31 protein-coding genes are annotated in these 26,684 nt (G+C 67.8%); 15 read left to right on the top strand and 16 right to left on the bottom strand.

What is annotated here, in order from left to right:
* Window positions 1–163: 163 nt before the first annotated feature.
* From lnt to ACYQ0U_RS17130, 3 genes are all read right to left on the bottom strand, one after another.
* Window positions 164–1,804, bottom strand: a complete 1,641-nt coding sequence (lnt, locus tag ACYQ0U_RS17140; protein WP_459975075.1) for an apolipoprotein N-acyltransferase — start codon at window positions 1,802–1,804, stop codon at window positions 164–166.
* A gap of 14 nt (window positions 1,805–1,818) precedes the next feature.
* Window positions 1,819–2,259: a hypothetical protein gene (locus ACYQ0U_RS17135; protein ID WP_459975074.1), complete on the bottom strand. Its 441-nt coding sequence runs from the start codon at window positions 2,257–2,259 to the stop codon at window positions 1,819–1,821.
* A gap of 131 nt (window positions 2,260–2,390) precedes the next feature.
* On the bottom strand, window positions 2,391–3,047 hold the full coding sequence (locus ACYQ0U_RS17130) for a TetR/AcrR family transcriptional regulator (protein ID WP_459975072.1): 657 nt from the start codon (window positions 3,045–3,047) through the stop codon (window positions 2,391–2,393).
* Between the two features lie 106 nt (window positions 3,048–3,153).
* Between ACYQ0U_RS17130 and ACYQ0U_RS17125 the strand changes: the two genes are divergently transcribed.
* Genes ACYQ0U_RS17125 through ACYQ0U_RS17115 form a run of 3 tightly spaced genes read left to right on the top strand, consistent with a single transcriptional unit; the run spans window position 3,154 to window position 4,500 of the window.
* Window positions 3,154–3,324, top strand: coding sequence for a hypothetical protein (locus ACYQ0U_RS17125; RefSeq protein ID WP_459975071.1), 171 nt, complete (start codon window positions 3,154–3,156; stop codon window positions 3,322–3,324).
* Window positions 3,321–3,824 (top strand): DUF2269 domain-containing protein, encoded by a 504-nt coding sequence (locus tag ACYQ0U_RS17120; RefSeq protein WP_459975069.1) that lies wholly within the window; start codon window positions 3,321–3,323, stop codon window positions 3,822–3,824. The genes ACYQ0U_RS17125 and ACYQ0U_RS17120 overlap by 4 nt, the downstream gene beginning before the upstream one ends.
* Before the next feature lie 43 nt (window positions 3,825–3,867).
* On the top strand, window positions 3,868–4,500 hold the full coding sequence (locus tag ACYQ0U_RS17115; RefSeq protein ID WP_459975068.1) for a DUF305 domain-containing protein: 633 nt from the start codon (window positions 3,868–3,870) through the stop codon (window positions 4,498–4,500).
* A 33-nt stretch (window positions 4,501–4,533) separates the two neighbouring features.
* Here ACYQ0U_RS17115 and ACYQ0U_RS17110 read toward each other — a convergent pair whose 3' ends face one another.
* The 7 genes from ACYQ0U_RS17110 to ACYQ0U_RS17080 form a co-directional block, all read right to left on the bottom strand.
* Window positions 4,534–5,247 (bottom strand): DUF3152 domain-containing protein, encoded by a 714-nt coding sequence (locus ACYQ0U_RS17110; protein ID WP_459975082.1) that lies wholly within the window; start codon window positions 5,245–5,247, stop codon window positions 4,534–4,536.
* 101 nt (window positions 5,248–5,348) lie between these two features.
* Entirely contained in the window at window positions 5,349–5,507 is a 159-nt protein-coding gene (locus ACYQ0U_RS17105; protein WP_459975066.1) for a DUF1059 domain-containing protein, read from the bottom strand.
* A gap of 4 nt (window positions 5,508–5,511) precedes the next feature.
* Window positions 5,512–6,105 (bottom strand): class I SAM-dependent methyltransferase, encoded by a 594-nt coding sequence (locus tag ACYQ0U_RS17100; protein WP_459975064.1) that lies wholly within the window; start codon window positions 6,103–6,105, stop codon window positions 5,512–5,514.
* A 61-nt stretch (window positions 6,106–6,166) separates the two neighbouring features.
* Complete coding sequence (locus tag ACYQ0U_RS17095; protein WP_459975062.1) at window positions 6,167–6,781, bottom strand: DUF305 domain-containing protein; 615 nt, start codon at window positions 6,779–6,781, stop codon at window positions 6,167–6,169.
* A 71-nt stretch (window positions 6,782–6,852) separates the two neighbouring features.
* Window positions 6,853–7,005 (bottom strand): hypothetical protein, encoded by a 153-nt coding sequence (locus ACYQ0U_RS17090; protein WP_459975060.1) that lies wholly within the window; start codon window positions 7,003–7,005, stop codon window positions 6,853–6,855.
* Window positions 7,006–7,065: 60 nt separating this feature from the next.
* Window positions 7,066–8,553 (bottom strand): multicopper oxidase family protein, encoded by a 1,488-nt coding sequence (locus tag ACYQ0U_RS17085; RefSeq protein ID WP_459975058.1) that lies wholly within the window; start codon window positions 8,551–8,553, stop codon window positions 7,066–7,068.
* Between the two features lie 32 nt (window positions 8,554–8,585).
* Window positions 8,586–8,798, bottom strand: a complete 213-nt coding sequence (locus ACYQ0U_RS17080; protein ID WP_459975056.1) for an SHOCT domain-containing protein — start codon at window positions 8,796–8,798, stop codon at window positions 8,586–8,588.
* Window positions 8,799–8,925: 127 nt separating this feature from the next.
* On the opposite strand from ACYQ0U_RS17080, the gene ACYQ0U_RS17075 reads away from it, so the two are divergent.
* Genes ACYQ0U_RS17075 through ACYQ0U_RS17065 form a run of 3 tightly spaced genes read left to right on the top strand, consistent with a single transcriptional unit; the run spans window position 8,926 to window position 13,267 of the window.
* Entirely contained in the window at window positions 8,926–11,397 is a 2,472-nt protein-coding gene (locus tag ACYQ0U_RS17075; protein ID WP_459975054.1) for a heavy metal translocating P-type ATPase, read from the top strand.
* Window positions 11,398–11,432: 35 nt separating this feature from the next.
* The gene (locus tag ACYQ0U_RS17070) at window positions 11,433–12,161 is read left to right on the top strand and encodes a response regulator transcription factor (RefSeq protein WP_459975052.1); all 729 of its coding nucleotides are present in this window, start codon (window positions 11,433–11,435) and stop codon (window positions 12,159–12,161) included.
* Window positions 12,158–13,267 carry a sensor histidine kinase gene (locus ACYQ0U_RS17065; protein WP_459975050.1) on the top strand — a complete coding sequence of 370 codons (1,110 nt, stop codon included), beginning with the start codon at window positions 12,158–12,160 and terminating at the stop codon, window positions 13,265–13,267. Before ACYQ0U_RS17070 ends, ACYQ0U_RS17065 begins: the two co-directional genes overlap by 4 nt.
* A 23-nt stretch (window positions 13,268–13,290) precedes the next feature.
* Here the strand turns inward: ACYQ0U_RS17065 and ACYQ0U_RS17060 are convergent, their stop codons facing one another.
* Complete coding sequence (locus tag ACYQ0U_RS17060) at window positions 13,291–14,655, bottom strand: hypothetical protein (RefSeq protein ID WP_459975048.1); 1,365 nt, start codon at window positions 14,653–14,655, stop codon at window positions 13,291–13,293.
* A 104-nt stretch (window positions 14,656–14,759) separates the two neighbouring features.
* Between ACYQ0U_RS17060 and ACYQ0U_RS17055 the strand changes: the two genes are divergently transcribed.
* Together ACYQ0U_RS17055 and ACYQ0U_RS17050 are read left to right on the top strand one after the other, a co-directional pair.
* The gene (locus tag ACYQ0U_RS17055) at window positions 14,760–15,347 is read left to right on the top strand and encodes a TetR/AcrR family transcriptional regulator (RefSeq protein ID WP_459975046.1); all 588 of its coding nucleotides are present in this window, start codon (window positions 14,760–14,762) and stop codon (window positions 15,345–15,347) included.
* Entirely contained in the window at window positions 15,340–15,765 is a 426-nt protein-coding gene (locus ACYQ0U_RS17050) for an adenylate/guanylate cyclase domain-containing protein (protein ID WP_459975044.1), read from the top strand. The genes ACYQ0U_RS17055 and ACYQ0U_RS17050 overlap by 8 nt, the downstream gene beginning before the upstream one ends.
* 723 nt (window positions 15,766–16,488) lie before the next feature.
* On the opposite strand, the gene ACYQ0U_RS17045 is transcribed toward ACYQ0U_RS17050, so the two are convergent.
* Together ACYQ0U_RS17045 and ACYQ0U_RS17040 are read right to left on the bottom strand one after the other, a co-directional pair.
* The gene (locus ACYQ0U_RS17045; protein WP_459975042.1) at window positions 16,489–17,115 is read right to left on the bottom strand and encodes a M15 family metallopeptidase; all 627 of its coding nucleotides are present in this window, start codon (window positions 17,113–17,115) and stop codon (window positions 16,489–16,491) included.
* A gap of 164 nt (window positions 17,116–17,279) precedes the next feature.
* Window positions 17,280–17,906 carry a GNAT family N-acetyltransferase gene (locus ACYQ0U_RS17040; protein ID WP_459975041.1) on the bottom strand — a complete coding sequence of 209 codons (627 nt, stop codon included), beginning with the start codon at window positions 17,904–17,906 and terminating at the stop codon, window positions 17,280–17,282.
* Window positions 17,907–18,107: 201 nt separating this feature from the next.
* Between ACYQ0U_RS17040 and ACYQ0U_RS17035 the strand changes: the two genes are divergently transcribed.
* The 4 genes from ACYQ0U_RS17035 to nicT all read left to right on the top strand — a co-directional run bounded on the left by ACYQ0U_RS17035 (window position 18,108) and on the right by nicT (window position 22,465).
* Window positions 18,108–18,500, top strand: coding sequence for a BlaI/MecI/CopY family transcriptional regulator (locus ACYQ0U_RS17035; RefSeq protein ID WP_459975039.1), 393 nt, complete (start codon window positions 18,108–18,110; stop codon window positions 18,498–18,500).
* An 8-nt stretch (window positions 18,501–18,508) separates the two neighbouring features.
* Complete coding sequence (locus tag ACYQ0U_RS17030; RefSeq protein ID WP_459975080.1) at window positions 18,509–19,528, top strand: M56 family metallopeptidase; 1,020 nt, start codon at window positions 18,509–18,511, stop codon at window positions 19,526–19,528.
* Complete coding sequence (gene murJ, locus ACYQ0U_RS17025) at window positions 19,506–21,245, top strand: murein biosynthesis integral membrane protein MurJ (protein WP_459975079.1); 1,740 nt, start codon at window positions 19,506–19,508, stop codon at window positions 21,243–21,245. The genes ACYQ0U_RS17030 and murJ overlap by 23 nt, the downstream gene beginning before the upstream one ends.
* 128 nt (window positions 21,246–21,373) lie before the next feature.
* The gene (gene nicT, locus ACYQ0U_RS17020) at window positions 21,374–22,465 is read left to right on the top strand and encodes a Nickel transporter NicT (RefSeq protein WP_459975077.1); all 1,092 of its coding nucleotides are present in this window, start codon (window positions 21,374–21,376) and stop codon (window positions 22,463–22,465) included.
* 63 nt (window positions 22,466–22,528) lie between these two features.
* Here nicT and ACYQ0U_RS17015 read toward each other — a convergent pair whose 3' ends face one another.
* From ACYQ0U_RS17015 to ACYQ0U_RS17005, 3 genes are read right to left on the bottom strand one after another with little or no spacing between them, the layout of a single operon-like run.
* On the bottom strand, window positions 22,529–22,954 hold the full coding sequence (locus ACYQ0U_RS17015) for a hypothetical protein (protein ID WP_459975037.1): 426 nt from the start codon (window positions 22,952–22,954) through the stop codon (window positions 22,529–22,531).
* Between the two features lie 47 nt (window positions 22,955–23,001).
* Window positions 23,002–23,757, bottom strand: a complete 756-nt coding sequence (locus ACYQ0U_RS17010) for a cytochrome c biogenesis CcdA family protein (RefSeq protein WP_459975035.1) — start codon at window positions 23,755–23,757, stop codon at window positions 23,002–23,004.
* Window positions 23,758–23,771: 14 nt separating this feature from the next.
* On the bottom strand, window positions 23,772–24,368 hold the full coding sequence (locus ACYQ0U_RS17005; protein WP_459975033.1) for a TlpA family protein disulfide reductase: 597 nt from the start codon (window positions 24,366–24,368) through the stop codon (window positions 23,772–23,774).
* Window positions 24,369–24,451: 83 nt separating this feature from the next.
* On the opposite strand from ACYQ0U_RS17005, the gene ACYQ0U_RS17000 reads away from it, so the two are divergent.
* The 3 genes from ACYQ0U_RS17000 to ACYQ0U_RS16990 all read left to right on the top strand — a co-directional run bounded on the left by ACYQ0U_RS17000 (window position 24,452) and on the right by ACYQ0U_RS16990 (window position 26,650).
* Window positions 24,452–25,315: a WD40/YVTN/BNR-like repeat-containing protein gene (locus ACYQ0U_RS17000; RefSeq protein ID WP_459975032.1), complete on the top strand. Its 864-nt coding sequence runs from the start codon at window positions 24,452–24,454 to the stop codon at window positions 25,313–25,315.
* Complete coding sequence (locus ACYQ0U_RS16995) at window positions 25,312–25,707, top strand: BlaI/MecI/CopY family transcriptional regulator (RefSeq protein ID WP_459975030.1); 396 nt, start codon at window positions 25,312–25,314, stop codon at window positions 25,705–25,707. Before ACYQ0U_RS17000 ends, ACYQ0U_RS16995 begins: the two co-directional genes overlap by 4 nt.
* Before the next feature lie 91 nt (window positions 25,708–25,798).
* Window positions 25,799–26,650 (top strand): M56 family metallopeptidase, encoded by an 852-nt coding sequence (locus ACYQ0U_RS16990; protein ID WP_459975028.1) that lies wholly within the window; start codon window positions 25,799–25,801, stop codon window positions 26,648–26,650.
* The last annotated feature ends 34 nt before the right edge of the window (window positions 26,651–26,684 follow it).

Here is a 26,684-nt window from a genome sequence, read left to right as displayed (position 1 = left end):
TGCTCCTCCCCCTCCTGCTCGTCCTCGATTTCGGCCGCAGCCTGATCTGCCTCCGCCCGTGGACGCGACCGCGATGTCGTCAGCAGAACGATCGTGGTGACGAGTCCAGCCAGGGCGAGCGGCGCGACCACAAAGATGATCAGCACGGACCAGATGCTGGGCGTCATGAGCGCTCCACCAGCACTTGTTCCATGTCACGAGGTTCGTCATCTGTCCGCACGCGCGATTGCCACCTTCTGTGCAGGCGGCACATGCCTCCCCACACCAGAGCTCCCCCGGCCGCGCCCAGCACCAGCGCTTTCAGCGGGCCGCCAACGGTGGCCGCGAGGGTGAGGCGGCGCACAAGGGGAACCTCGGCAACGAGGACGTCGGTGGTCCTTGGCGGGATGGTCGACCGGATGCTCCCGTCGGGTGCGATGACACCGGAGATCCCGTTGGTGGAAGCGACCACGACGGCTCGCCCGGTCTCCATCGCTCGGAGGCGGCTGATGGTGAACTGCTGCTGGGGCTGGGCTGTTTTGATGAACATCGCGTTGCTGGTCTGCACCGTGATCATCTGCGCTCCCTCGCGGACCTGTTCTGCCACGGAGTCGTCGAAGGCGACGTCGAAGCAGATCAGGTCGGCCACCGCGAGACCGTTGATGTCGAGGGGCGTGGATCTCGTCCCCGGGAGCATGTCGCGGGGAATCATGGCCAGCCGTCCGATCTTGAGCCCGTCGAGCCCATCGCGGAACGGGATGTACTCGCCGAACGGCACCGGGTGGCGCTTGGTGTACCGCTCGTCGACGACACCGTCGGGGGTCCAGACGATCCCCTGATTGAGAACGGTCTCGGGTCTGGCGCCGTTGACGATGGCGCCGACCAAGATGGGGGCGTCGACGGCCGCAACCGCCGAGGAGATGCTCTCATGAGTGGCGGCGTCGTTGAACGGATCGACGGCCGTGGAGTTCTCCGGCCAGAGCACGAAGTCGGGCCGCTCGACCTCCCCACGGGCGACACGTGACCCGAGTTCCGCCGTGGCGGCCACCTGGTTGGCGGTGACCTCACGGTGAACGGCCACGAGATCGTCACCCGCACCGGGCACATCACCTTGAACGACCGCGACCGTGGCGCTCGGCAAACCCCGCTGCCAGGCCGGTCCCAGCGAATGCGGACGAATCGCCACAGGCAGGAGAGCCACCAACGCGACGGACAACAACACGGCCGCGGCGACCCGAGGTCGGGTCTTCGCCGACACCACCAGCCACGCGAGAACCGAGCCCGACATCGCCACGAGGAGACTGACCCCGGTCGCGCCGACCCACGGGAACCACAGGGCGAACGGCGTCTCCGCAGTCGCCCAGGCCAGACGCGTCCACGGGAAGCCGCCGAGCGGCCACGCGGACATGAGGATTTCGTCCGCCGACCACAGGCAGGCAGCCCAGATCGGCCAGCACGGCAGGCGGCGCACGAGGGCGATCGTCGTGCCGAGGAGCCCGTAGTAGATCGCGACGACCGCGCCGACCATGAGCCAGGCGTCGACACCCACGGCCCGCATCCACGGGGTGAGCATCAGGGCGTAGGCGGCGCCAAACACATAGCCGAACAGGAAGGAAGAGCGGAGGCCGCCCGCTGCCACGACGGCGACGAATGCCGCAACCCCGACGGGCAGCGCCCAGGCCTGTTCCCACGGGGCGCTCGCGGCCGCAAGCGACACCCCGGCCAGTAGGGAGACCACAACCCGGAACCCAACCCGAGCCAGGGCGGTTTCAAAGATGCCCAGGAATGGGCGCACAAATGGGGGGGCCATCGCCGGGAGAGCCATGGCAGCCGGTCGCCCTAGCTCACCGGCTGCTGCACGGGCACCCGACAGGCGACGGCTGCTCGTCGGCGTGCGCGGAGCGCGTAGGCCAGAAGCCCCAAGGACCCGACCGCCAGAAAGGGTTGAGCTGGAGCGAACCAGGTCAGGGCTCCGCTGACCCCAAGCGCCATCACGACGAGCTTGTTGCAGATCGGGCACCCCACTGCGAACAGCGAGAGCATGCTGCCGACGAACGTCTTGCCGCCTTGCGTCGACTGCGCCATGGCCGCAGGCTGCCGGACATACGTCGCGATGAGCGCACCCGTCAGGACTGACGACACCGCCCAGACCGGATAGTTCCACCAGAGGACCGGCGTCATGCGCGTGTACCAAGGGGTTTCGATGATTCCGGTCGGGATGCCGATGACAAGCGCGACAGCCACCGCGAGGATCGACCCGACGGCGATGCGAAGCTTCACAAGGTCTCCTCGGAGCGCGGACGATCAACTACTTGCGATAGTAGCAACGCTAGCAGCGTGCCGATGCCGGGCTCGGAACCGGGCTAACGGGCGGCCACAAGAGTGGCGGTGCACGTGGGGTTGCTCGGTCGTCAGTGGTGTCCCGCGGAGTTTGTTTCGTGCCGATGACCCGGATGCGTCGATGAGAGCGCGACTACGGACGCTGGCGGAGTCTCACGACAACCGATGCCGGCGAGCACCATGTCAACAAGTCGAGCGACCGTGCTCGGGTCAGTTGCGCGGGCGGCAGCGCCGAGCGCGTGGAGACAGTAATCGGCCAGCTCGCCCGCGGGCTGGTCCCGGCGGATGCCTCCTTCGGCAATCGCATCTTCGATCAGCTCAACCATCAGACCGTGCAGGCCGCGCTCGGCCTCGACCATCTCGGGAGCCCGATGCACGAGGGTGGCCACCTCGGTCGACGAGTGCAGTCCGCGGTGGAAGCAAATCGTTGCGTAGCCAGCAAGGACATAGACGAGTCTCGCGGAAGCCGTCTCTCCCCGGCCGCGAAGCTCGTTCAACTGGGCGAGGTGCTGTGCCACGTGTCCGGCATGGCGAGCCACCAAGATCGACTCGACGTCGGGGAAGTACTTGTACAGCGTGGCCCGGCCGATCCCCGCCTCTTCGGCGACCTGCGACATCGTTACCGAGAGCGGCCCCCGCTCCTCGGCGAGTCGCCAGGCCGCCTCCATGACCGCGACCCGCACGGCACGGCGGTGGCTGTCGATCGACTCGTCCCACAGCTTCGGCACGCCTACATCATACGCTTCGTTGCTGTCGTGACACGTCGCCTTGCGATAGACACTTTGTCTCGTAAACTCTCCAGGAGTGCAGGTCCCCCATGAGATGGAGATTGAGATGAGTGACGAGACCCCGGGACGGCGGGCCGATGCGGGCGGTGACGACCTCCCCGGCCTGCCGAGTTGGGTCAAGCGCTTGGCAATCGTCGTGACGGTCGCGGTGCTCGTGATCGTCGTGATCATGTTGCTTGCCAGCGGTGAACACGGCCCGGGACGACATTTCGGATGATTCCTCCGAAGGTCAGGAAGCTGATGTTGACGATCCACGTCACCTCATCCGTGGGCTGGCTCGGAGCGATCGTGGCCTACGTGGCGCTCAACGTCCCGGCGCTTGGAGACGATGACCAGTCCGCCCGCGCCGCCTACCTCATGATGGCGCCGGTGATGCGCTACGCTCTGGTGCCCCTCGCCCTGGTCTCGCTCGCCACGGGCATCGCACAGGCGCTGGGAACACCCTGGGGCCTGTTTCGGCACTATTGGGTGACGATCAGCTTGGTGGTCACCCTGTTCGCTACGGCGATCCTGGTCTTGCATATTCCAGCGGTCGAGAGCATGCGGGACGTGGCGGCTGATCCGTCCCGCAGCGTGGACCATCTGGGAGGCGACCTGTTCCACTCCATCGGCGGATTCGTCGTGCTGCTCGTCCCCTTGATTCTTCACATCTACAAGCCCAAGGGAATGACCCCCTATGGCTGGAGGCGGAGGCAGGCGCTCTCAACCGCGAAGTAGATTGCGCGCCTTTCAGGCATGGTGGGTGTCGTTCAATAAGGCGATGGAGGAGGCTGCGGGCATGTTTCGAAGCAGGTGCGTCGCGGCTTTGCTCGCACTCGCCGCGCTGATGGGTCTGGCCGCGTGTGGTGGTGGCGAGGGGCCGGGTCCGACAGCACGGCACACGGCTGCCAATGGCACGGTCTTCGCCGATGCCGACGTCACCTTCGCGACCAGCATGATCCAGCATCACGCTCAGTCGCTGGCCCTGATCGACCTCCTGGTCGATCGGGATGTCGACGACGACCTCTCGGCGCTTTCCGACGTCATCCGTGAACGGCAGGGCGGGGAGATTGAGCGGCTGGCCGGCTGGCTCGATGACTGGGATCAAGCAGTTCCGGAAACGGTTCGGGATCACGCGAACGCTCATGGCGGTGGCGACGGCTCGGCTGACCTTGGTGAGGACTTGCCCGGGGCCATCAGTACGGACCAGCTCCAGGCGCTCGAATCCGCGACCGGCGACGAGTTCGAGCGCCGCTGGTTGGAGTTGATGGTGGAGCACCACGACGGGGCGCTCGAGTTGACCGATAGCGAGACCGCCGATGGTGCCTACCCACCCGCCGTGAGGTTGGCGAGGGCCATCGCGTCGGATAGCAACTCGGAGACAGAGAGCATGACGGACCTGCTCGAGCGTTGAGCTCCCTCGCTGCCGGGTGAGCAGCGCACGCGCCTAGCTCGCGGGCGCCGGCCAGGGGTTCGGGAGGCAACCGTCGAGACCCTTGGTCTGCTGGACCATCACCGGAGCGAGGTCACCGCGGGCGGGGCACGACTCGTGTCCGTTGCCCAGGGCGTGCCCGAACTCGTGGTTGACCATGTAACGGCGATACGCCGCAAGGTCGTCGGGGTAGGCGTCGGCTCCATTGACCCAGCGCCAGGCGTTGAGGATAACGAGATCTCCGTTGCGGCACGACAGCCGGCCGCCGGTGTCGAGGGGGGCGCAGAGCCGGTCGGTCGTCTCCGGGGATGCGACCCGGATCTGGATCATCGGGTCGGCGTCGACGCGCTGCAGGGCGCGTGACTCGACCGCGGTCCACCCTCGCGGGTCGGCGAGGACGCGGTCGACCGTCCGTGCGACCACGGCGGCGTCGAGCGGGAGGCCCTCCTCGACCTCGACCGAATAGGTCACGCGCTCCCCAGTGCCCGCCACGTCGGAGCCGCCTGGGGCGGTCTCGAACCGACCCGAGCCGGATTCCGGGACCCTTGTCAGGGTCGGCGCCTCATTCGCTCTACCGCGTTCGAGGGGCTTCGATCGTATGGGACTTGGCGTCGGCTCCGGTGTCGCTACGGGTGCACTCGTTGGTGCCGGTGCGACGCGTTCGACCTCGCCGGCCCCAGGAGACGGATCCCCCGCACCCGCGGCGCCGAGAGCGACTCGGCCGGCCACCGCCACGGCAGTCACGGATACTGCCGCAAGCAGAGCCAACGATCGTGCGAACCGCCGTTTCGCGCGTCGCCTGCCGGGCTGCTGCGCCTTGTGTTTCGGGCTCACTGGTTGTGATGGCGGATGCGGGCGAGAACGTGTTCGCGGGGAGGCGTGTGGCCGTGGATGCTGAGCGCATGCTGCTCCGCCAGGTCGGCCAGCTCCTCCTCGGTGTCAGCGTGGAGCGTGACGTCGCAGGCGTGGCAGACAAGTTCGAGCGGCATCCGCTCAGCGCCCGGTCGGCTGGTGGGCGTGGAACCGCATCAGCTGGCCGGCGAACGATGGGCGGACCGTGATCTCGGTGAAGCCCGCGACGGCCAACCCGTCGGCCAGCTCGTCGGCGGCGATGATGCGGTGGGGCGAGCCGTCGGCCTTGTGGACCCACCGGGCGATCCGGCTGTCGGTGAGGTCGTAGCCGATGATCGCTCCCCCGGGCCGCAGGACACGTGCGGTCTCGGCGAGCGCTTCGAGCCAGTTGATGACGTGGTGGAGCATCAGGTAGGAGGTGACCGCGTCGAAGGACGCGTCCGCGAAGGGCAGTGCGGTCACGTCGGCGGCCTCGACGGTCACGTTGGTGTACGACGAGAGTCGCCTGCGCGCGGCGTCGACCATGGCGGTGTCGACATCGGTCACCGTCAGCCGTACATCGGAGAACGTACGCGCGATGCCGGCCGCCATCGCACCGCTCCCGCCCCCGATCTCCAGGACGTCGCCGCTCAGCCGGTGTCCGTCGAGTGCCCAGGGCAGGACTTTCCGTCGGGCAAAGGAGCGCCACGAGGCGCTGCGGCAGAACGCGCCCTCGATCGCTGACATGACTGGCATGAAGACTCCTCGCACAGGGGAATGGGGGCGGCGGCCGAGTGCCGCCGCCCCTTCAAGGCCGCTACCTCAGTAGCGCCTGCATCGTCGTGATCTCGGCGGTCTGGGCGGATTCGATCTGCTCCGCGAGCGCGATCGCGTCGGCGTTCTTGCCGTCGCTCTGCTCGGTCTTGGCCATCTCGATGGCGCCCTGGTGGTGTTCGATCATCATCGTCAGGAACAGCTGGTCGAATTCGGCGCCGGAGGCGTTCATGAGGTTGTTCATGTCTTCGTCGCTCATCATCCCGGGCATCGAGCCGGACATGTCCATCCCGCTCATGTCGTCGGGGACGGGCTTGCCCCAGGCGGTGAGCCAGCCCGACATAGTCTGGATCTCGGGGTCCTGGGCGTTCAGGATCTGCACTGCGAGGTTCTTGACCTCCGGGCTCTTGGCGCGGGTCTCGGCAAGTTTCGCCATCTCCACCGCCTGGCGGTGGTGCGGGATCATGTCTGTGGCGAAGGTGACGTCCGCGTCGTTGAAGTCACTCGCTGCGTCCATGCTCGACGACGGTGCCGCGGGCGAGGACGATCCCATCCCGGACATTCCGTTCATCGAGTCGTCGTTGTCGCCGCCGCAGGCGGCGAGCGTCAGTGTGCCGGCGACGACGAGGGCCGCGAGGGCCAGGGGCTTCTTGTTCATGGTTCTCCTTGCTGGGTGGAGGACGTTGGTCACGCGCCGGCACTGGCGGCGACCTACTGCGGGGTCCGTGGTCAGTGGCGCTGCATCCGCTCCATCGCGAACATCATTGCGCCCATGGCGGCAACGCAGCCGAGGGCCGTGGCGGAGGCGCCGACGCCGACCATCCCGGTCGCGATGAGCACGCCGACGATGAGCAGCATCGGGCCGCACATCAAGGCCATCATCAGGCCGTGGCTGCGGCCTTTGGTCTCTGTGTGATCGTGTTCATCGGAACTCTCCTCGGGTCAGCTCTGGTAGGTGAGGGCGGCCATCATTCCGGCTTCCGCGTGGTAGATGTTGTGGCAGTGCGCGGCCCAGTTGCCCGGGTTGTCGGCCTGCAGGGTGACCGTCAGCTCTTGCATCGGCTTGAGCAGCACGGTGTCCTTCCGGAGCCCGTTCGGGAGGGCGAAGGTGTGGCCGTGGATGTGCATCGGGTGGGTCATCATCGTCATGTTGGTGAGCTCGACGGCGACGCGTTTGCCCTCGCTGATCGCGACCGGGTCGTTCTTCGGGTACGGCTCCCCGTTGATTGCCCACGCGTAGGGACTCATCTGACCGCTCATGGTCAAGCTGACGCTCTGGTCAACCTCCCTGGATGGCAGGAGGGATGACTCGGCCGGGGCGAGTTCGGCGCCCATGAGAACCATGCGACCGAGCTCGGGGATCTTGGCGTCGGGGGTCGGTCCCGTCCCCGATCCGGTGCGGATGTTCGCGAGCGCTTGGCCGTTCTTGCCGACTGGCTTTGCGACGAGTGGGAAGGCGCCGTCGTGGAGGGTGACGACGGCGTCGTAGCGCTCGCCCATCCCGATGTAGAACGCGTCGGTGGCCCGGGGCCGGACCGGGAACCCGTCGGAGTGGGTGACCTCGAGTCGGTGTCCGCCGAGAGCGACGACGAAGATCGTGTCGGCGGAGGCGTTGATGACCCGCAGCCGGACCCGCTGGCCCGGTTTGGCGCGCAGCACGTCGGGTGCGGTCGCGACGCGGCCGTTGATCAGGAAGTGTGGGTACGTCACGTCGCCGGCGTCTCCGAACGGGGAGTCGCTCGAGCCCGTTCCGCCCATACCTGGCATGTCGCCCATTGACGAGTCGCCCATGTCCATGCCGTCCATGGAATGGGGGGAGGACGGCTGGGTCAGTTTGGCGAGCACGTCGTCGGGGGTCGTTCCGGTGCCGTCGATCCAGTCGTCGAGGACGACGATCCATTCGAGGTCGTAGTCGCCCGGCTCGGCGGGGTCGTCGATGATCAGTGGCGCGTAGAGGCCTCGATCGAGCTGTACCCCGACGTGGGGGTGGTAGAAGTACGTGCCCGGGTCGGGGGCGGTGAACTCGTAGACGAAGGGACTGCCGGCTGCGATCGGGTCCTGGGTGAGGCCGGGCACCCCGTCGGCGGCGTTGCGCAGCGCGATGCCGTGCCAGTGGATGCTCGAGTCGGTCGGTAGCTGGTTGTCCAGCGTGATCCGGAGCAGGTCGCCGGCGGTGGCCCGCACGACGGGTCCCGGCAGGGTGTCGCCGTAGCCCCAGGTGTTGACGATCGGTCCGCCGAGGTCGAGGGTGACCGGTCGCGCGGTGAGCTTCTTCGCGACCACGTTCTGGCCGGCGGTCGGGGTCAGCGGGGACTGGCTGGGGAGGGTGAACGCGCTGCCGGTGGTGCTTGTGTCGGAGCAGGCGGTCAGTAGTCCCGTGCCCGCGGCGGCGATGCCGCCGAGCACGAAACTCCGTCTGGAGAAGGTCACGTCGATCTGGGATTCCTTCGCGATCTGGGTGTTCAGTGGCCGGTGGTGATGAGCTGACGGGCGCGGCGGTACTCCTCGGTGGTGATCTCTCCCTTCACCAACTGCTGGTTCAGGAGCTCGAGGGCGTCGGGCTCGGGCGTCTGGTGTCGGGGCCCAACGGCCCAGCGGGCGACGGCCCAGACGAGTGCCCACAGGCCCAGCAGCCCAAGCAGGAGCCAGAGCCACATCAGTCCCATGCCACCCATCACGAGACCGATCCTCTGAGGGTGGCGTTGTGGTTCCACCGCAGAAACCATGAAGGTTTCACGAAGGTTGGTGTGCGGGCGACGGGATGGCTCGACGCTCATGGGGTGTTGGGTGAGCATGGGCCACATGGGCAGTCACGCGCACGTGCACGGTGCAGCAGCAACCAGCCTGGCCAAGGACCCGGTGTGCGGGATGGACGTCGACCCGGCCACCAGCCAGCACTCCGTTAAGCACGGCGGAACGACGTACTTCTTCTGCTCGGCACACTGCCAGGCCCGCTTCGAGGCCGACCCGAGCAGCTTCGTCGGCCAGCCACACACCGACGAGCACGCGCACCACGCTGCGTCCGCCGATGTCCCACACGACCACAACATCGAACACGGGCCTCTTGCCGTTCACGCGGGGCACGACCACGGCGCCCAAGCTGCGTCGGCCGGGGCCGTCCAGGCGGCGGAGCCCACGGAGTGGACCTGCCCGATGCACCCCGAGATCCGGCGCCCCGGTCCGGGCGCGTGCCCGATCTGCGGGATGGCGCTCGAGCCGGTGATGGTCACCGCAGACACCGGTCCGAGCGAGGAACTGCGCGACATGACGCGGAGGTTCTGGATCGGGCTGGCCCTGAGCGTCCCGGTCGTCCTCTTGGAGATGGGCGGCCACTTCTTGGACTGGGTGCACGATCTCGTGCCACCGACGGCGTCGAACTGGATCCAGCTCGCCCTCGCGACCCCGGTGGTGCTGTGGGCCGGTCGGCCGTTCTTCGTACGGGGCTGGGCCTCGGTGCGCACCCGGAATCTGAACATGTTCACCCTCATCGCGATGGGCACCGGCGTCGCGTGGGGCTACAGCGTGCTCGCGACCGTCGCGCCGGGAATCTTTCCCGATTCCTTCCGCAAGGACATGGGCGATGGCATGGCCGCGGGCGCAGTCGACGTCTACTTCGAGGCCGCCGCAGTCATCACCGTCCTGGTCCTGCTCGGCCAGGTCCTCGAGCTCCGGGCCCGTGAGCAAACCTCCGGTGCCATCAAGGCGCTGCTCGATCTCACCCCGAAGACCGCCCGCCGAGTTCGAGCCGACGGAACCGAGGAGGAGATCGGCCTGGACGAGGTGCAGATCGGCGACCGACTGCGAGTGCGCCCGGGCGACAAGGTCCCGGTCGACGGCGTCGTCATCGATGGCCGCTCGGCTCTGGATGAGTCCCTGGTCACGGGCGAGTCGATGCCGGTCACCAAACAGACCGGCGACACGGTCATCGGGGGCACGATCAACAGCACGGGCGGCCTGGTCATCGAGGCCGAACGGGTCGGACACGACACCATGCTGTCGCGGATCGTCGCCCTCGTAGCTGAAGCGCAGCGCTCCCGCGCCCCCATCCAGAGGACCGCCGACCGTGTTGCGGGCATCTTCGTCCCAGCGGTGATCGGCGTGGCGCTGGTGGCGTTCATCGTGTGGCTGCTCGTCGGGCCGGACCCGCGGTTCGCCCACGGCCTGATCGTGGCCGTCGCCGTGCTGATCATCGCCTGCCCCTGTGCCCTGGGACTGGCCACCCCGATCAGCATCAAGGTCGGCGTCGGCCGCGGCGCCAGCCACGGCGTGTTGATCAAGAACGCCGAAGCACTCGAGCGGATGGAGAAGGTCGACACCCTCGTGGTCGACAAGACCGGGACCCTCACCGAAGGGCGTCCGTCGGTGACGAAGGTCGAGGTCGCCGACCCGGCCGGGCCGTCCGTGAACGACCTGCTTCGCCTGGCCGCTGCCGTGGAACGGGCCTCCGAGCACCCGCTCGCCCGGGCGATCGTCGAGGCGGCCGAGTCCCGCGACCTGACCCTGCCCGACGTCACCGACTTCGACTCCCCGGTCGGACGCGGCGTGATCGGCACCGTCGAAGGCCGTAAGGTCCGGCTGGGCAGCTCCGACTTCCTCACCAGCGAGTTCGTCGACGCCAGCCCGCTGGAAGCGCAGGCCGATGAGCTGCGGGCGCAGGGTGCAACGGCGATCTTCCTCGCCATCGGAGACACCGTCGCAGCCGTGATCGCGATCGCCGACCCGGTCAAGACGACCACCCCCGCGGCGCTGGCCGACCTCAAGGCCCAAGGCGTCGAGGTCGTCATGCTCACCGGCGACAACCAGACGACAGCCGAGGCGGTCGCGCGCTCACTGGGGATCGACCGCGTCGAGGCCGGGGTGCTGCCCGACCGCAAGGCCGAGGTCGTCCAGCGGCTCCAGGCCGAGGGAAAGGTCGTCGCCATGGCCGGCGACGGCGTCAACGACGCCCCCGCCCTGGCCGCTGCGGACGTGGGCCTGGCGATGAGCTCGGGCACCGACGTTGCCATGGAGTCCGCCGGCGTCACCCTGCTCCACGGCGACCTGATGGGCATCGCCCGGGCGCGGAGGCTGTCGCAGAAGACGATGCGCAACATCCGACAGAACCTGCTGTTCGCCTTCATCTACAACGTCGCCGGGATCCCGATTGCCGCCGGCGTGCTGTACCCGTTCACGGGCCTGCTGCTCTCCCCGATCATCGCCGCCGCCGCGATGGCCCTGTCTTCGGTCAGCGTCATCACCAACGCCCTGCGACTCAACACCGAACACCTCGGCTAGGCGGGCCTGGCAACGGAACGCGACAGACTCAGTCCATGGCATCACCCGAAACGACCGCCGCTGCTCCTGTTCTCGTGGTCGAGGACGAGCGCCCCCTCGCACAGATCGTCGCCGACTACCTCGCCAAGGTCGGGTACGGCACGGTCCAAGTTCACACCGGACCCGACGGTGTGACGGCCGCGCGTGACCTCGACCCCGACCTCGTCATCCTCGACCTCGGCCTGCCCGGGCTCGACGGCGTCGAGGTCTGTCGCGAGATCCGCACCTTCTCCGACTGCTACATCATCATGGTCACCGCCCGCGACGACGAGATTGACAAGCTTATCGGCCTCGGCGTCGGCGCCGACGACTACATCACCAAGCCGTTCTCACCGCGCGAACTCGTCGCCCGCGTACAGGCCGCGTTGCGCCGCCCCCGAGCCAGCGCGCTCACCAACCCCGCCCCCGCCGACGGCATCCTGCGATTCGACGGGCTCAGCGTCGACACGGCTGGCCGTGAGGTCACTCTCGGCGGCAGCCCGGTCGCGCTGACCCGCACCGAGTTCGACATCCTTGCCGCCCTCGCAGCCGCACCTCGCCGCGTGCTGAGCCGCCGCCAACTCGTCGATGCGGTCTGGGGCGAGAACTGGGGCGGAGACGAACACATCGTCGATGTACACGTCGCCCACCTGCGTCGCAAACTCGACGATGACGCGGGTGACCCGCGGTTCGTCGACACCGTCCGCGGTGTCGGGTATCGGTTCATCGGGGAGCCGACCCGATGAACCGGCCCACCTGGCGGATCGGCACCAGGCTCCTGTTGGCCCAGGCACTGGTCCTGATCGGCGCGATCGCTACCGCCGGTGTGATCGCCGCGCTCGTGGGGCCGCCGTTGTTCCACGAACACATGCTCAAGGCGACCCCCGACCCCACACCCACGGAGCTCGAGCACGTCGAGGAAGCGTTCCGCGCCGCCAGCGCGATCTCGCTCGGGCTAGCGATGGCGGCAGCCATCGTCATCGCGCTGGTGGTCAGCTGGTACCTCACCCGCAGGTTCCAGGCCCCGATCACGGCGCTGACCCAGGGCGCTTCGGACGTCTCCAGCGGGCACTACGGCGCCCGCGTCCCCGTCGGCGACGCGGGCCCCGAGATGGACTCGCTGGCCATCGCGTTCAACACGATGGCGGGCCAACTCGCGCGCACCGAAGACACCCGCCGACGTCTGCTCTCCGACCTCGCCCACGAACTTCGTACCCCGGTCGCAACTCTGGGCGCCTACCTCGAGGGAATCGAGGACGGGGTCACCCCATGGAACAACCACACCCGGGCCCTCCTCAGCGACCAGGTCGAGCGCCTCTCCCGGCTCGCCCAAGACATCGACGCCGTCTCGCGCGCCGAAGAAGGTCGGCTCAGTCTCGAGCCCGCACCCATCTCCCTCGCCGGCCTCGTCGAGGGCGCCGTGCTGGCCCTAGCCGAGTCCTACGCAGCCAACCGGGTAGCACTGGAGGTGGTGCCGCGCGGCGACCTGACCGTCGCCGTCGACCGCACGCGGCTCCTGCAGGTCCTCACGAACCTCCTCGACAACGCCCGCCGCCACACCCCGGAAGGGGGCACCGTCACCATCGACTGGCAGCAGGTCGATGAGCGGGTGGCTCTCTCGATCAGCGACAACGGCGACGGCATCCCAAGCTCCCAGCTCCCCCACATCTTCGAACGCTTCTACCGCGGCGACACAGCGCGCGACCGCGAACATAGGGGGTCGGGAATCGGGCTCACCATCAGCCGCGCAATCGCCGAAGCGCACGGCGGACGCCTCGATGCGGACAGCGACGGGCCCGGGACCGGCTCCACGTTCACGCTGATCCTCCCGGGTGGCCCGGGTGGTTCGTGATCGCCCCTGACCGCCACCCGGCCTCAGGCAAGGGCCAACGCCCTGCGGCGTTCACGGGTCATGACCACATACCCCATGACCAGCAGCCCGAGCCCGGCCGCATAGATGAGTCCGCCCGCAATGACTTGCGCCACCGTCACTTCCGACTCCCCGGCAGGCGGTAGGTAGAGAGTCCGGGTTCCAGTAAGCGTCTGCCGACCGGCGGTGTCCACCGGGAGCCATCCCTCGATCGCGGAACCGTCCTGCTCGAGTTCGGCGTAGACAAACCATCTGCCCTGGACAGGGACCGAGATCGATCCGGTGAACGTGCAGGCGCCGGTCTGTCGAAGAGCACTCGTGACGGTCTCGCCGGCTCGCCGTGCGACAACGCGTACCGGGGTGAGTTCGCCGCATTGGGCGGCGGACTCCACCGTGAGCTGGATGGTGCCGTGGCCGTCAACGTTGGCGGTCATGACGGCGTCCACGACGGGCTTTCCCTGCCCGGGGTCATGCGCCTCGGCCGGCTTGGCCGAGGCCAGGCCCATCGCGGCTACGCCCACGACGACCGAGGCCGCGCCAATGACGCGAGGGTTACGCGCGGTCGCGAGGAAGGCCACCAGGCTGATTGCGATCACGGCGAAAGCCGCCGCGGAGACAGCGCCGCGGTCGGGGCTCGCCAACCCGGCGGCCGACGCTGCCCAAGCCAGGGCCGCGGTCGCGGCGGCGCCTGCCGCAAGCCGGCGCCACAACGACTTGAACGGGAGGTCCATCGCGGCGAAGCCAAGAACCGCAATCGGCAGATCCGGGGTTGAACGGCCGAGCAAAAGCAGGCCCAGCCCGACAAGAAGACGCAACATCACGTACACGACGACGACCACGCTCACGGGCGCACGAAGGTGGACCTCCCCGCGCACCAGGAGGGTGACGAGCAGGCCGGCCGCAATGAGGACGGGCAGGTACAGAGCCTCGGTGAACTGCGGAACTCCAGCCTCGTACTCAAAGACGACCGCGACAGCGTTAGCCATCCACGAGACCGCCACGGCTCGCAAGGTGACGTCGCGCCGAGACAGTCCGGAGAGCATGGCCATGAGCATGGCCGTCGAGGCGAGGAGGACCAGCATGTGCGGCGGACTCCACGCCACCGAATCTCGGCCGAAGGTCGTATGCCAGGCCGCATCGATGGGAGCCGCCGCCAGCACTGCAAGCCCCGAGACCCCCGCCAGTGCCAACGGGCCGTACCTCAACGCCGTCCTGAGCGAAGCGCCCGATGCCAGCGCCGCCGCGCCCCAGAGCGCGACCGCAAGGCCGGCGACCCCGACCGAGCCGTAGAGCAGGAGGTGAGGCGCAGTCCAGAACGTGTCTCTTCCAATGTCCGTATGCCACGCCTCGTCCCAATAGGTGGCAAACATCGCTCCCGCTCCCGAGACCACGGCACACCAGCCAAGCCCCGCAGGAAGAGTGAGATTCACGGATCACGTTGGTGAGACGCTCATGTCTCAACTATGCTCGGCGCATGTCGCGCGAGCAAGAGGCTGTGGTCGACCGGACACTTCTCGAGGCGACTGCCGCGGCAGTCGCGAAATGGGGGCTGTCGGAGGTTACGTTGGAGCGCGTGGCCGGAGAAGCAGGCATGTCCAGGGCCACGATCTACCGCCGCGGAGTCACCCGTGAGGACCTGATCGCCGCATTGACAGCACAGGCCGCCGACACCTACAGCCGCGCAATGCTGCCCGCGCTCGCGAGAGCTGGCACCGCACGAGAACGGCTAGAAAGCGCTCTCGATGCCCTGTGCGTCACCGCAGACCAGCACCTCCACCTCCTCGCCGGGATGTTCCTCGCACACGGCGAGGTCTTCCACAAGCCAGGCCCCGACGCGATGGTTGTCGACGTGTTCGCCGAGCCTTTCGAGCGTCTGCTGCGAGACGGCGCCCTCGACGGGACTCTGCGAGAGCTGCCACCGACGATCACCGCGACCGCCCTGTTCAACCTGGTCGGGTGGGGCTACATCCACCTGCGAGCCGCCCACCACTGGCAACCCGAAGTCGCCCGGCGGATTCTGCTCGATCTGGTGCTCAACGGAACGGGAGCGCGCAATGACTGACCCGCACGGGCGCACGTGGACCGTCGCGATCGTCGACCTGGCCGGCTACACCGCCCTCACCGAAACCCACGGCGACGAGGAACCCGCCAACCTCGCCACCACGTTCGCCGACCTGGCACGGTCCTGCCTTCTTGACGGCGACCGGCTGATCAAGCCCATCGGTGACGCCGTCCTTCTCGCATCTCAGGACCCGCGGAGCGGCCTCGCACTCGTCGACCGGCTACTGGCCGCGACCTGCGAGCTCGATGGGTTTCCACTTGCCAGGGCCGGGCTGCATCACGGCCCAGCCGTTGAGCGCGACGGCGACATGTTCGGCGCAGCGGTGAACCTCGCCGCTCGAGTCGCCGGTCAAGCAGCCGGCGGGCAGACGGTGGTGACCACCCCGATTGCTGACGCCGCTCGCCAGGACGCACGGTGACGTCGATCGGCACCTTCACACTCCGCAACGTCTCTGAGCCACAGGAGCTGTTCGAAGTGACGCTCAGACCCCCGCGAGCCGCGGGCAGCGTCGACCCCGTGTGCCGCATGTGGGTCGAGCACCGCCGGGCCTCGGGGTTCCTCCGCTACGCCGACAGCGACTACGGGTTCTGTTCCCTGACGTGCGTCCAGCAGTTCGCGGCACCGCCCGATTCCCACACCCCGTGACCAGACAGAAGCCAACCGCCAGCTTGGCTGGACCACCTCACCGCGCCAACAGCTGGCCGACCTCCCTGGAAACGCGCAGCGTGTCCGGCCGCAGGCCCCGAAGTTGCCCCGACTCGGATCGCCGAACCCGACCGTGAACAAGGCTGGACGGGCGTCATGGCCGATTGACGGCGCCAGCCTCGACGTTCTGCGGCTCATCGAGGACGCCCAGGTGCCCGATCAGACGATCAAAGGCCACGCCATCATCGAGTGCCGCGACTCCGTGGAGATGGTCACCCACCTTCGGTCCCCACTGCTCGGAGTCCCACCTATATGACAGCCACATGGCCAGTCGGTGTGGCCAGCGCGATCACGAGCACCAGCACGACTGACGCCCGGTGCGACCACAGTGAGCCGCGACGGTGGCCGCCCTCGAGCGAGTCAGACCTATCGCCCATGGACGACACCGTAGCCTCGCCGGAACTCGCCCGTGCTCGCATCCGCCTTCGCGGCACTCCTAGAGCCCCCGGTCGAGGCGAAGCGGGCGCGACGGGTACCCGGTGTCGAAGTGCATGTAGTCCGGGACGTCGATGTTCTGCCAGATCCATCCCTCGGCCCGAAATGCTCTCCACACAATCCCGCCCTTGGTGATCTTTCCATCCCCCGCATCGCGCGCCTTGAGCCTCGGGCTCGGGAACCAGCAATCGCAACGCAGGTCACGCCACGGGTTCTCGCGAGGGTTGATGTCAACGGCCCTTCCGTTGGCGTGTGGGGACGCCGCGAACGGGGCATTGATCTGATCGGCCCGCCTGCAGTTGAACGCGGAGGTGTTGTCTGCGGCGAGACTGGCGTTCGTGTCACCGTCAAACGCTTCGACGGGGTCCATGCGGCGGATTGGGAACCGCTGCTCATAGAGCTCGCTGAAGATTCGTACCACGCTCTCGGCCACGTCGGCATTGACGACGAGTTGACCGCGCTTGACGGCACCGTCGAAGTCGAAGTGGTTGATCTGCACCACGCGTAGCTCGCTTGGTCGTTGTACAGGGCATTCGGGCCGCACCATGCCCGCCTCGACCATCTCACGCCACTGCCTGTTCGACAGCCTGTGTATCTCGGCAGCAGGGCCTTCGTCCTGCGACGCCACATCTACGGATCCAGGCTCATCCCCCGGATCCCCAGGCGATGGCGACCGGGTGCACGCAACCATGACCACCACCAAGGCCAGCCCGACGGCGAGCAAGCCCCACCCACGCGTCGGTCGCCACGACTGGGGTGGCGTGCGGTTCGAAGGCTGCCGGCTGTTGCCCCTCATGCCTCTTCATCCAGCAAGAACCGGTAGTGCTCCAGCAGCTGGCCGTCGGCTCGCCGACTCTCCCCGACGCGTACCCAGCCCTGGGCTGCATAGAACCCGCCCGCACCCTGAGGGCCCGCGATCGTAACCAGGCATGCCTCGGATCGGCCGGCGGCAGCCGCCTCGTCTAGGAATTTCCCGACCAGGGCGTAACCGATGCCGCCGCCCCGCACCGAAGGGTCCACGGCCACGTAGGTGAGCACCGCGACCTTCCTGGCCTCCGACGCCGGCCCGGCGGAGACTCTGGGCTTTCTCGCGAGAGCTCGGAGGTAGCGACGAGCACGCGTGCGAAGAAAGTGCAGTGCCAGTCCTGGACGCCAGAGCAGGTTGACAAAGGCAGTGACCGCCAGGGACAACCCGTGGTGACGGAGGAGGAGCCGGCGATGTTCTGGCGGATCGATCACCCCGACCAGATAGCCGCAGACCACCCCGTCCTTCTCGCAGACCAGCGCGGTCGCCAAGGGCCCGTCAAGGAACGTCCGGTAGTACCGGCTGAGGAAGGTCGCACCGAGTCGGACGAAGAACCCCTCGCGGAACGTCACCCGGTGCAGGCCCGTGACGAACGTCAGATCCTGCAGACCCATCCGCCGCAGCCGAATGGCCGGTGAGGTGTTGGGACCCGATCCCCACGTCGCCCGGGCGCCCTCGCGTCCCGGTCGAGGAGACTCCGGGCGTGACAGCGGAAGTGCGGCATCCATGCCGTTGATTCTACAACGCGTAGAAGTTGTCCCTCGTGCGTGCTTCTACGTGTCGTAGAATCCCTGCTGATGTCGTTAGGAGGTGACATGAGGGCAGTTGTCCGCCCCTTCGGCGAGCTCGAAGCCGCGATCATGCACGTCGTTTGGGAACATGGCGCGCCGATCCCCGTCCGTACCATTGTCGATCGACTGAACGAGCAACGCGATGTCGCCTACACCACGGTCATCACCGTGGCCGAACGACTGCGGGAGAAGGGCATGCTCACCCGCGTACGCCGCGGGCGAGCGTTCCTCTATGAAGCGTGCCTCTCCGCGGACGACTACTCCGCCGAGCTGATGCGGCAGGTGCTCAACACCGCAGAGAGCCGATCGGCGACGCTCCTTCGCTTCGCCGGGCAGCTCAGCGCACAGGAAGCGGCCTCCCTGCGAGCAGCACTCGCGGACTCCCCGGAGCAAGACGCCCCGCAGAAGGCAGAGTAGCGGTGCTGATGGCGGGAGCATTTTTGATCTACGCCGCATGCGTGGGCTGGCTCGGTGACAGGATTCTCGCGCGAGTCAGCTTGCGGATCGGCTCGCCAGCTGCAGCGTTATGGGTCTGGCACGGGCTGGCACTGACGGTGCTGACTGCGCTGGGCATCGGCCTTGCCATGGCCTCACACGATGTGTGGGAACACAGCCTCTCCTGGCTGCTGCACGCCGATAAGTCCCGGGTTCACGCCGCCTACGCCGGGCCAGGCGAGGTGCCGACCGCATGGAACCTCGCCCTGGTTGTGCTGCTGGCCCTAGCCGCGCCCGCCGGCGTTACCGCGGTCAACAACCTACGAGGGATGAAGCGGGCCGCTGCCTCGCATGGCCTGCTTTCCGTGGCCACCCCCGGGACGCTGAGCGAGAGCCAGCGAGACGTGACCGGGGTCGCTGTCGTGCCCGAGTCGACGCCGCTGATCTACTGCCTGCCGGGGAGGGCGTCATCCCGGCGAATCGTGGTCACCACCGGGGCCCGCGAACTGCTCTCGGAGGACCAGCTCGAGGCCGCCCTCGACCACGAGCGCGCTCACCTGGCGCGACGCCATCACCTGATGGTCCTCGCCGCCGAGGTAGTAGCAGCAGCGCTGCGCTGGCCACGACTGCTCCAGCGGTATCCCGGCGTCGTTCGCCTCTTGGTCGAACTGGACGCCGACGAGTACGCCGCACGCCGCCACGGCAAACGCACAGTTGCAACCGCACTGCTCGAAATCAGCTGCGCGGACTCGTCCACTCGACCGGTGGGCCTTGCGATGTCCGGGACCGGCACGACGCTACGCATCCGCCGCCTGCTGGACCCGCAGCGCCACGCGCCTCACCGAGCGGTGGCGGCCCTCCTGCTACCTGGAGCGATGGTCCTGGCCGCTGCGCCCACGATCGTCGCCGCGATTCCCGCCGTCGACCTCGTCGGTTCCGCGCACTCGCCTAAGAAGGACGAGTCCCCCGGCGTCGGTGGAAGCAGCGATGTCTTCATCCACCACCCCTGATACTCGCCGGCCCGCTCGCGCGGGGCAACGGCCGCCCCCAGGTGACCATGCTCTCGGGACGGTAGTTGGACTCGCGCTCGGTACTGCGCTCTCCCGTCTCACCGGCTTTGCTCGCACATCGCTGCTCGTCGCCGCGCTTGGCGCACAGTTGCACGCCGACGTCTTCACGATCGCGAACACGCTGCCGAACATGCTGTACATCCTGGTAGCTGGTGGAGTGTTCAACACCGTCCTCGTGCCTCGCCTGGTGCGGTCGATGAAGCAGGATGACGACGGCGGGCGCGCATACATGAACCGGGTGCTAACCCTGGCCATCGTGTTTCTCGCGGGCGTGACGATCATCTTGGTGCTCATCGCGCCGGCACTCCTGCGGGTCATCCTCGACGACAGCTACTTCGACTCGGGCCTGGCCCAGCAGCGCGAGTCGATCGAGGATCTCGCGCGCTACTGCCTGCCCCAGGTCTTCTTCTACGGGATGTTCGTCGTGGTCGGACAGATCCTGAACTCACGTGGCTTCTTCGCGCCCATGATGTGGGCCCCGATAGCCAACAACGCCATCACCATCGCCGTGCTAGGCGCCTACCTGTTCGCGTTCGGCCCTGCACACGACGCGCAACTGTGGGGTCCGTACAGCTCCGCCCAGGAGCTTGTTCTCGGGCTTGGCTCCACGCTGGGAATTGTGGCGCAGTTCCTCATCCTCCTCGTCTACCTCCGGAAGGCCCGTGTCGGCTATCGGCCCCGCTTCGACTTCCGTGGCAGCGGGCTGGGCGACACCCTCAGGCTGGCTGGCTGGACCGTTATGTTCGTGCTCGTCAACCAGATTGCCTACGTTCTGATCGTGCGACTGGCTTCCGCGGGCGCTGCCGTCCCCGCTGCCCAAGGGATCAGCGGCGGCGCGGGCTACACCGTCTACTCCAACGCTTTCTTGCTCGTCATGGTGCCCCATGCCATCGTGACCGTTTCCATGGCCACGACGATCAACCCGAGGCTCGCCGCCTTCGGAGTGGACGGGGATTTCCGGAGCCTGTCCAAGCACCTCGGACTCGCGATCCGGCGCGTGCTGTCTCTGGTCATTCCCATCTGTGTGCTGCTCCCGGTGATGGCCCCTGTCCTCGCCGAGCTCCTGTGGGGCTATGGGGGTGCCCGGGACAGCCTGCGCCCTCTCGCCCTCACCGTGGTGCTCTTCGCGCCGGGGCTCGCCGTGTTCACCGTTCACTACCTCGTGCTGCGCGGCCTGTTCGCGCTCGAGCGTCACAGGACCGTCTTCTGGATCCAATGCCTCATCGCCGCATCGAACGTCGGACTTGGCTATGCGCTCATGTCCGCGTCGAGCCACTACGCGGCGGCTCCCCTCCTCGCAGCCGCGTACAGCGGCGCATATCTGATCGGAGCCGGAGTCTCCCTGTGTGTGCTGAACCGGCTCGTCGGAGGACTGGGGTACCGGGCGCTCATGTGCTTCTTGAGTCGCGTCCTCCTACTGGGCGGACTCGTCGCGATCGCAGCGCTTGGCTCGCGTGCCCTCCTCGAGGTCGTCTGGCCGGCTGAGCTGGGCGCTGGGGCCGGCAAGATTCGTGCCGTGGGCCAGCTCCTGCTCATGCTGTCGACGAGTCTTGCCGTCGCCCTCGCGGTCAGCCGCCCTCTGCGTATCGAGGAGATCACCGGGGTTGTTTCCGCCGCGGCCAACCGCCTGAGGCACCACGCAGGTTTGCGCGTCTGACGACCACGCCGCTTCGTTGCCCTCAGCGTCGCCAGGTCCACTGTCCGTGGACAGCGACGCTGATGAGCGGTGCCGAGCGACATCCGCCCCGGGGCCGGGTTGCGCTATTGCGAACGACTTGCAATAGAGTGCCGGCTGTGAATGTCGTACGCCCAGGGGCCAGCGACCGTCGCGCGTTGGCCAGCGTCGCGACCGTGGTGGTGCTGATCAACGTCGTCGGGTGGGGCGTGCTGCTCGCCGTCGTCGCGCCGCGCGAGTTCCAGCTCGGCGACGCCGGTGGGTTTGGGGTCGGGATCGGGGTGACCGCGTTCCTGCTCGGTGCCCGGCACGCGTTCGACGCGGACCACATTGCCATCATCGACAACGCGACCCGAAAGCTGGTGGGCGAGGGAAGGTCGACCTTGGGCACGGGCTTCTGGTTCGCGCTCGGTCATTCCAGCGTCGTCTTCGGCTTATCGCTGCTCCTCGCGTTGGGAGTACGTGCGCTGGCGGGCCCGGTTCAGGACGAGGGCTCTGCACTGCAGCACTCGTTCGGCGTGGTCGGGACGCTCGCGGCGGGCATGTTCCTCGTCGTGATCGGGCTGATGAACCTCAGCGCGCTGGTCGGTATCGTGCACGCGTACCGGCATCTGCGAGCGGGCACCTTCGACGACGACGCACTCGAGCATCACCTACACAACCGCGGCTTCCTAGCGCGGATCTTCAAGCGGACCACGCAGAGGGTGAACAAGCCGTGGCACCTCTACCCCGTCGGACTACTAATGGGCCTCGGCTTCGACACCGCGACCCAGGTCGCGCTACTGGTGCTGGCCGGCGGCACGGCGGCGTACGCGCTCCCGTGGTACGCAATCCTCGTGCTGCCGGTGCTGTTCACCGCGGGCATGACGCTCTTCGACACCATCGACGGGCTGTTCATGGCGCACGCCTACAAGTGGGCATTCCTCAACCCTGCCCGCAAGATCTTCTACAACTTCACCGTTACCGCGTTGTCGGTGCTGGTCGCGTTCTCGATCGGCGTCATCGTGCTGTTGCAGTTGATAGCCGACGAGTTCAGCGTCCCTGCGCTGGAGTGGGTGGCTTCTGTTGACCTTCAGTACGTCGGGTTCGCGCTGGTCACAGTCTTCGTCCTCATCTGGGTCGGTAGCGTCGGAGCTCTTCAACTTCTGGAACGGCGGAGAGATGCTGGGCGCTCGCCCGCCGTTTTACGCGGATCTGAGTGACGCGTTGCCGAGCAACGCGAAAACGCCCGACGGCGCGGAACCTGTCACTGCGCGGTCGCGCCGTCAGGCCGGGTCGCGGACACGCTCGGGCAGCAGTTCTTCCACTTCGGTGACCAGCGTCGGCTCGCAGTCTTGTAGTTCGTAACGAAGCACGACCAGCAACGACAGGGTGGATCCGGGCTCATCGTCGATCGTGAAGCCGCCGTTGGGGTAGTCCCGCGCGAACTGCTCCATTACCTCAACGGGGCGTCGCACCGATGCGGGGTCGCGTGTCGCGAGGGGTTGCTTGCAGGCACGCCCCATGGCGTGGAGCGCACGGTGGGCCGCCTCGACCCGCGCCTTCGGCGGGAACTGTGTCGGCTTGGGGAGCCTGGACTCCGCCGTGCGTCCTTGGACTGCCACCACGGGTCGCGACCGCGCCGGCTCAGGCTTGAGCGCAGCGGCGAGCCCCACCGCGACGGCCGCGGTCAGAGCGAGCGTGATGAGCACAGCGACCACCGGGTGACGCGCGAGCCAGGGAACGACGGTTGAACCTCTCATAGCGGCGTCTGCCAGGTCCCGATGAGGGTGCGCAGGCTTGCCAGCCACGCGCCCCAGAGGCCGGTGACCTCGAGGGTCCCGAGCACGACGAGTAGTGCGCCGCCGATCCGCATCACCGCTAAAGCGTGCTGGCGGGCGAAGGTGAAGAGCCGGAAGACGCGGCTGATCCCGAGCGCTGCGAGGAGAAACGGGATGCCGAGCCCGAGGCTGTAGGCGAAGGAGAGGATCGCTCCCCTACCCGCGGTCCCCGACGTCGTCGCAAGGGAAAGCACCGCCGCAAGGGTCGGGCCGATGCAGGGCGTCCAACCGATGCCGAACATCACGCCAAGCAGCGGCGCACCCGCCAACCCGACCTTCGGCCGGTAGCCGAGCTGCAGGGTCCGCGACACCCACGGAACCGCGCCCAGCACCCCGGCGAACATCAACCCCAGGACGATCGTGAACACTCCGAGGACGCGAATGATGACGTCCTGGTGCCGAATCAGGGTGTTCCCGATTGCTCCGAAAGCGGCGCCATAACTGGTGAAGACAAGCGCGAACCCGAGCACGAACAGCGCTGTACCAACCACCGTGACTGACCGACGTACGGGAATCGACGGGTTGCCGGCGTCGGCGCCGGCCGCCCCGGTGACGTAGGCGAGGTAGCCGGGTACCAGCGGCAGACAGCACGGGCTGAGGAACGACACCAGCCCGGCGACGATCGCGATCGGCACCGCGACCAGCAGCGGACCGTAGGCGACCGTCGTTCCCACGGACAAGGCGTGAATCATCCGAGTTTCTCCGCGTCCTGGATGAGCCCGCGCAGGGTACTCCCGTCCACCTGGCCCACGACGCGGGCGCGGATGACGCCGGACTTGTCAACGACCAGGGTCGAGGGGACCGCGCTGACCGGGATGATTCCGGTGAACTGGGCAAGGACGAGGCCGTTCTGGTCGTCGAAGCTGGGATAGGTGATCCCGTAGCTACGGGCGAACGCCCGCGCGGCGGCCGGGTTGTCGCGCACGTCGATGCCCACAAACCGCACCCCGCGCGACTCGGTCTCCTTCGAGATCGCGGCGAGATCCGGCGCCTCGGCACGACACGGCGCGCACCACGAGCCCCACACGTTGAGGACGACGACATGGCCGCGAAGATCCGCCAGGTCCAGCATCTGCCCGTCGACGGCCTTGCCTTCGATCTGCGGCAGCGGGATCCCGTCATTGCCAGGGTAGAGCGTCAGACCGACCCCGGCATCACTCCCGTCCGTCGAGGCCCGCGACTTGAGATGATCCATCTGCCACCAGCCCACGCCAACTACCGCGGCGATGACCAGGAGCACCACAACCGTCCGAGCCTTCCGCAGCGTTTCGCGCACACCCTCCACCCATCTACTATCTTCAGTAGTTGATAGTAGATGGGACATCCCCGCCATCAGGTAATCGGGGCTAGCAAAAGGACACGACAGGCATGAGCAAGCCAGCGGACAAACGCATCCTAGGACTCTCGCCCCGCGCCCGCCGGTTCGTCATCCCGTTCCTTGCGATCGCGGCCGTGATCATCGCCATCAGCTATGTCTCGAGCAGGAAGTCGGAGGGGTCTTCCGGGACCGGCCCCGTCGTAGGCGGGGACCTGCACGCCGTCGGCGAACTGGGGTCTCGACTCTTCGTGGGCGGGCACGGCGGCGCCGGCTACCGCGCGAGCGCGGGCGGGTGGAGGCAGATCGACTCCCTAGACGACACGGACGTCATGGGATGGGCTTCTACGGGAGCGAAGGTTCTCGCCGGTGGGCACACCGGTCTCTACGCCTCGACCGACGACGGCTCCACCTTCGACCAGGTCGACGGGCTTCCCGTCTCCGACGTGCACGCGCTGGGGGCCTCCGGCGACATCGTGTACCTCGCCTCGCCCGAGGCCGGCACCCTCGTCTCCACCGACGGCGGTACGACGTTCGAGCCGCGCAGCGCGGCGGGCCAGGACCTCATGGGGACCATCTGGGTCGACCCGACGAACCCCGACCTCGCGATCGCCCCATCCATGCAGGAGGGCGCCGTACGGACGACCGACGGCGGGGCGACCTGGACTCCGCTCGGCAGCGCGACGGGGTCGATGGCCGTGGCGGTAGACAAGACAGGTTCGCGGCTGCTCGCCATCGGCATGGACGGCGCACAGCTAAGCACCGACGGCGGTGCCTCGTGGACCGCGCTGGACGTTCCGGACCGCACCAGCGCAGCCTCCTACACTGCTACCGGGGACCTCGTGGTGGCCGCCCTCGCCGGTGATCGAGCCAAGGTCTACCAGCAGGATGGCACGAAGTGGGATCCCCTGACATGAGCAAGCACGGTCGCAGCTCGCGATCGAGAAGGGAGCCGGCGAGAATGCGCCCATTCGGGGACCTCGAGGCCGTCGTGATGGAGCACCTCTGGACGGCCGATCACCCACTCACGGTGCGAGACGTTCTGGAACAGATCGACCGCGAGCCTCCGCTGGCCTACACCACCGTGATGACAGTGATGGACAACCTCCACCGCAAGGGCTTCCTCAGCCGCGAGCGCGAGGGGCGCGCCTTCCACTACCAGCCGACCAAAGACCGGGCCGAGCACACCGCGGAGCTGATGCACGAGCTACTCAGCGACAGCGGCGACGCCTCGGTCACACTGCTCCGCTTCCTTGACCACATGTCTCCCACCGAGGTCGAGCGACTGAAGCGAGCCCTCGTTGATTAGCGCACTGCTTCTCGCGACCTACGCGGTCACCGCCGGCACGCTCGGAGCCGGATGGCTGCGGGACTCGCATTGGCCGAGGCTCGCCCCTCGCATGGCCATCGTCGCCTGGCAGGCCCTCGCCGCATCGGCCCTGCTCGCCCTCGCAGCCGCAGGCCTGGCGCTCGCGATCTCATTCCCCCACGTGAGCAGCGACCTGGCTCTCCTGTTCCACCTCTGCGCTGAGAACCTGCAGCACGGCTACGCCTCACCAGGGGGCACGATGACGGCGGTCGCGGGCGTGGCTGTCTTCCTGGGCTTGTTGACCCGCCTGGTCTGGTGTGCGGTGCGCGCGGCCACCTCGGACCGACGCGAACGGACCGCCCGCGTGGCCGTTCTCGATCTGGTCGGCCGCACCGACGTACTCCCCGGCGCACTCGTCCTCGACCACAAGACACCCTACGCATTCTGCATCGGCGGCAAGCAGCACCGCGTGGTCGTCACGAGCGGTTTGCTCGCCAGCCTGAGTGCCACCGAGCTCGACGCCGTCCTCGCCCACGAGCACGCCCACCTCCGCCAGCGGCACCACGTCGCGATGGTGACCTGTCGCGCCCTGTTCGGCGCGCTGGCGCCGATCTTCCCGGCATTCCGGCGGGCGATGCCCCACGTCCGCCTCTTCGCAGAATTGAGCGCCGACGACTCCGCGCGACGTCGCGTCGGCGCGAGTCCCTTGCGCGAGGCCCTCGCCACACTCGCCTGCCTGCCTGCTCCCCCCGGCGCGCTCGCGGCCAGTGCCCACGATGTCCAGACCCGGCTCCTGCGGCTGGACGGCCAGCACCGACAGCTGACCCGGCGCGGGTCGGCGCTGGCGGCCGCGGGTATCGGAGCCGCCATCGTCGTCCCGCTGGCGCTCGCCGCCGCCCCCGCCCTCGCGATGGCCTGGGAAGGAATCTGCCTCCTCGGCTGACCGCGCCGCAGCTCCGCCCGGCAGGCATCTACTA

The organism is Nocardioides pyridinolyticus, from assembly GCF_054653575.1.
This window is presented reverse-complemented; position numbering and strand designations above follow the sequence as displayed.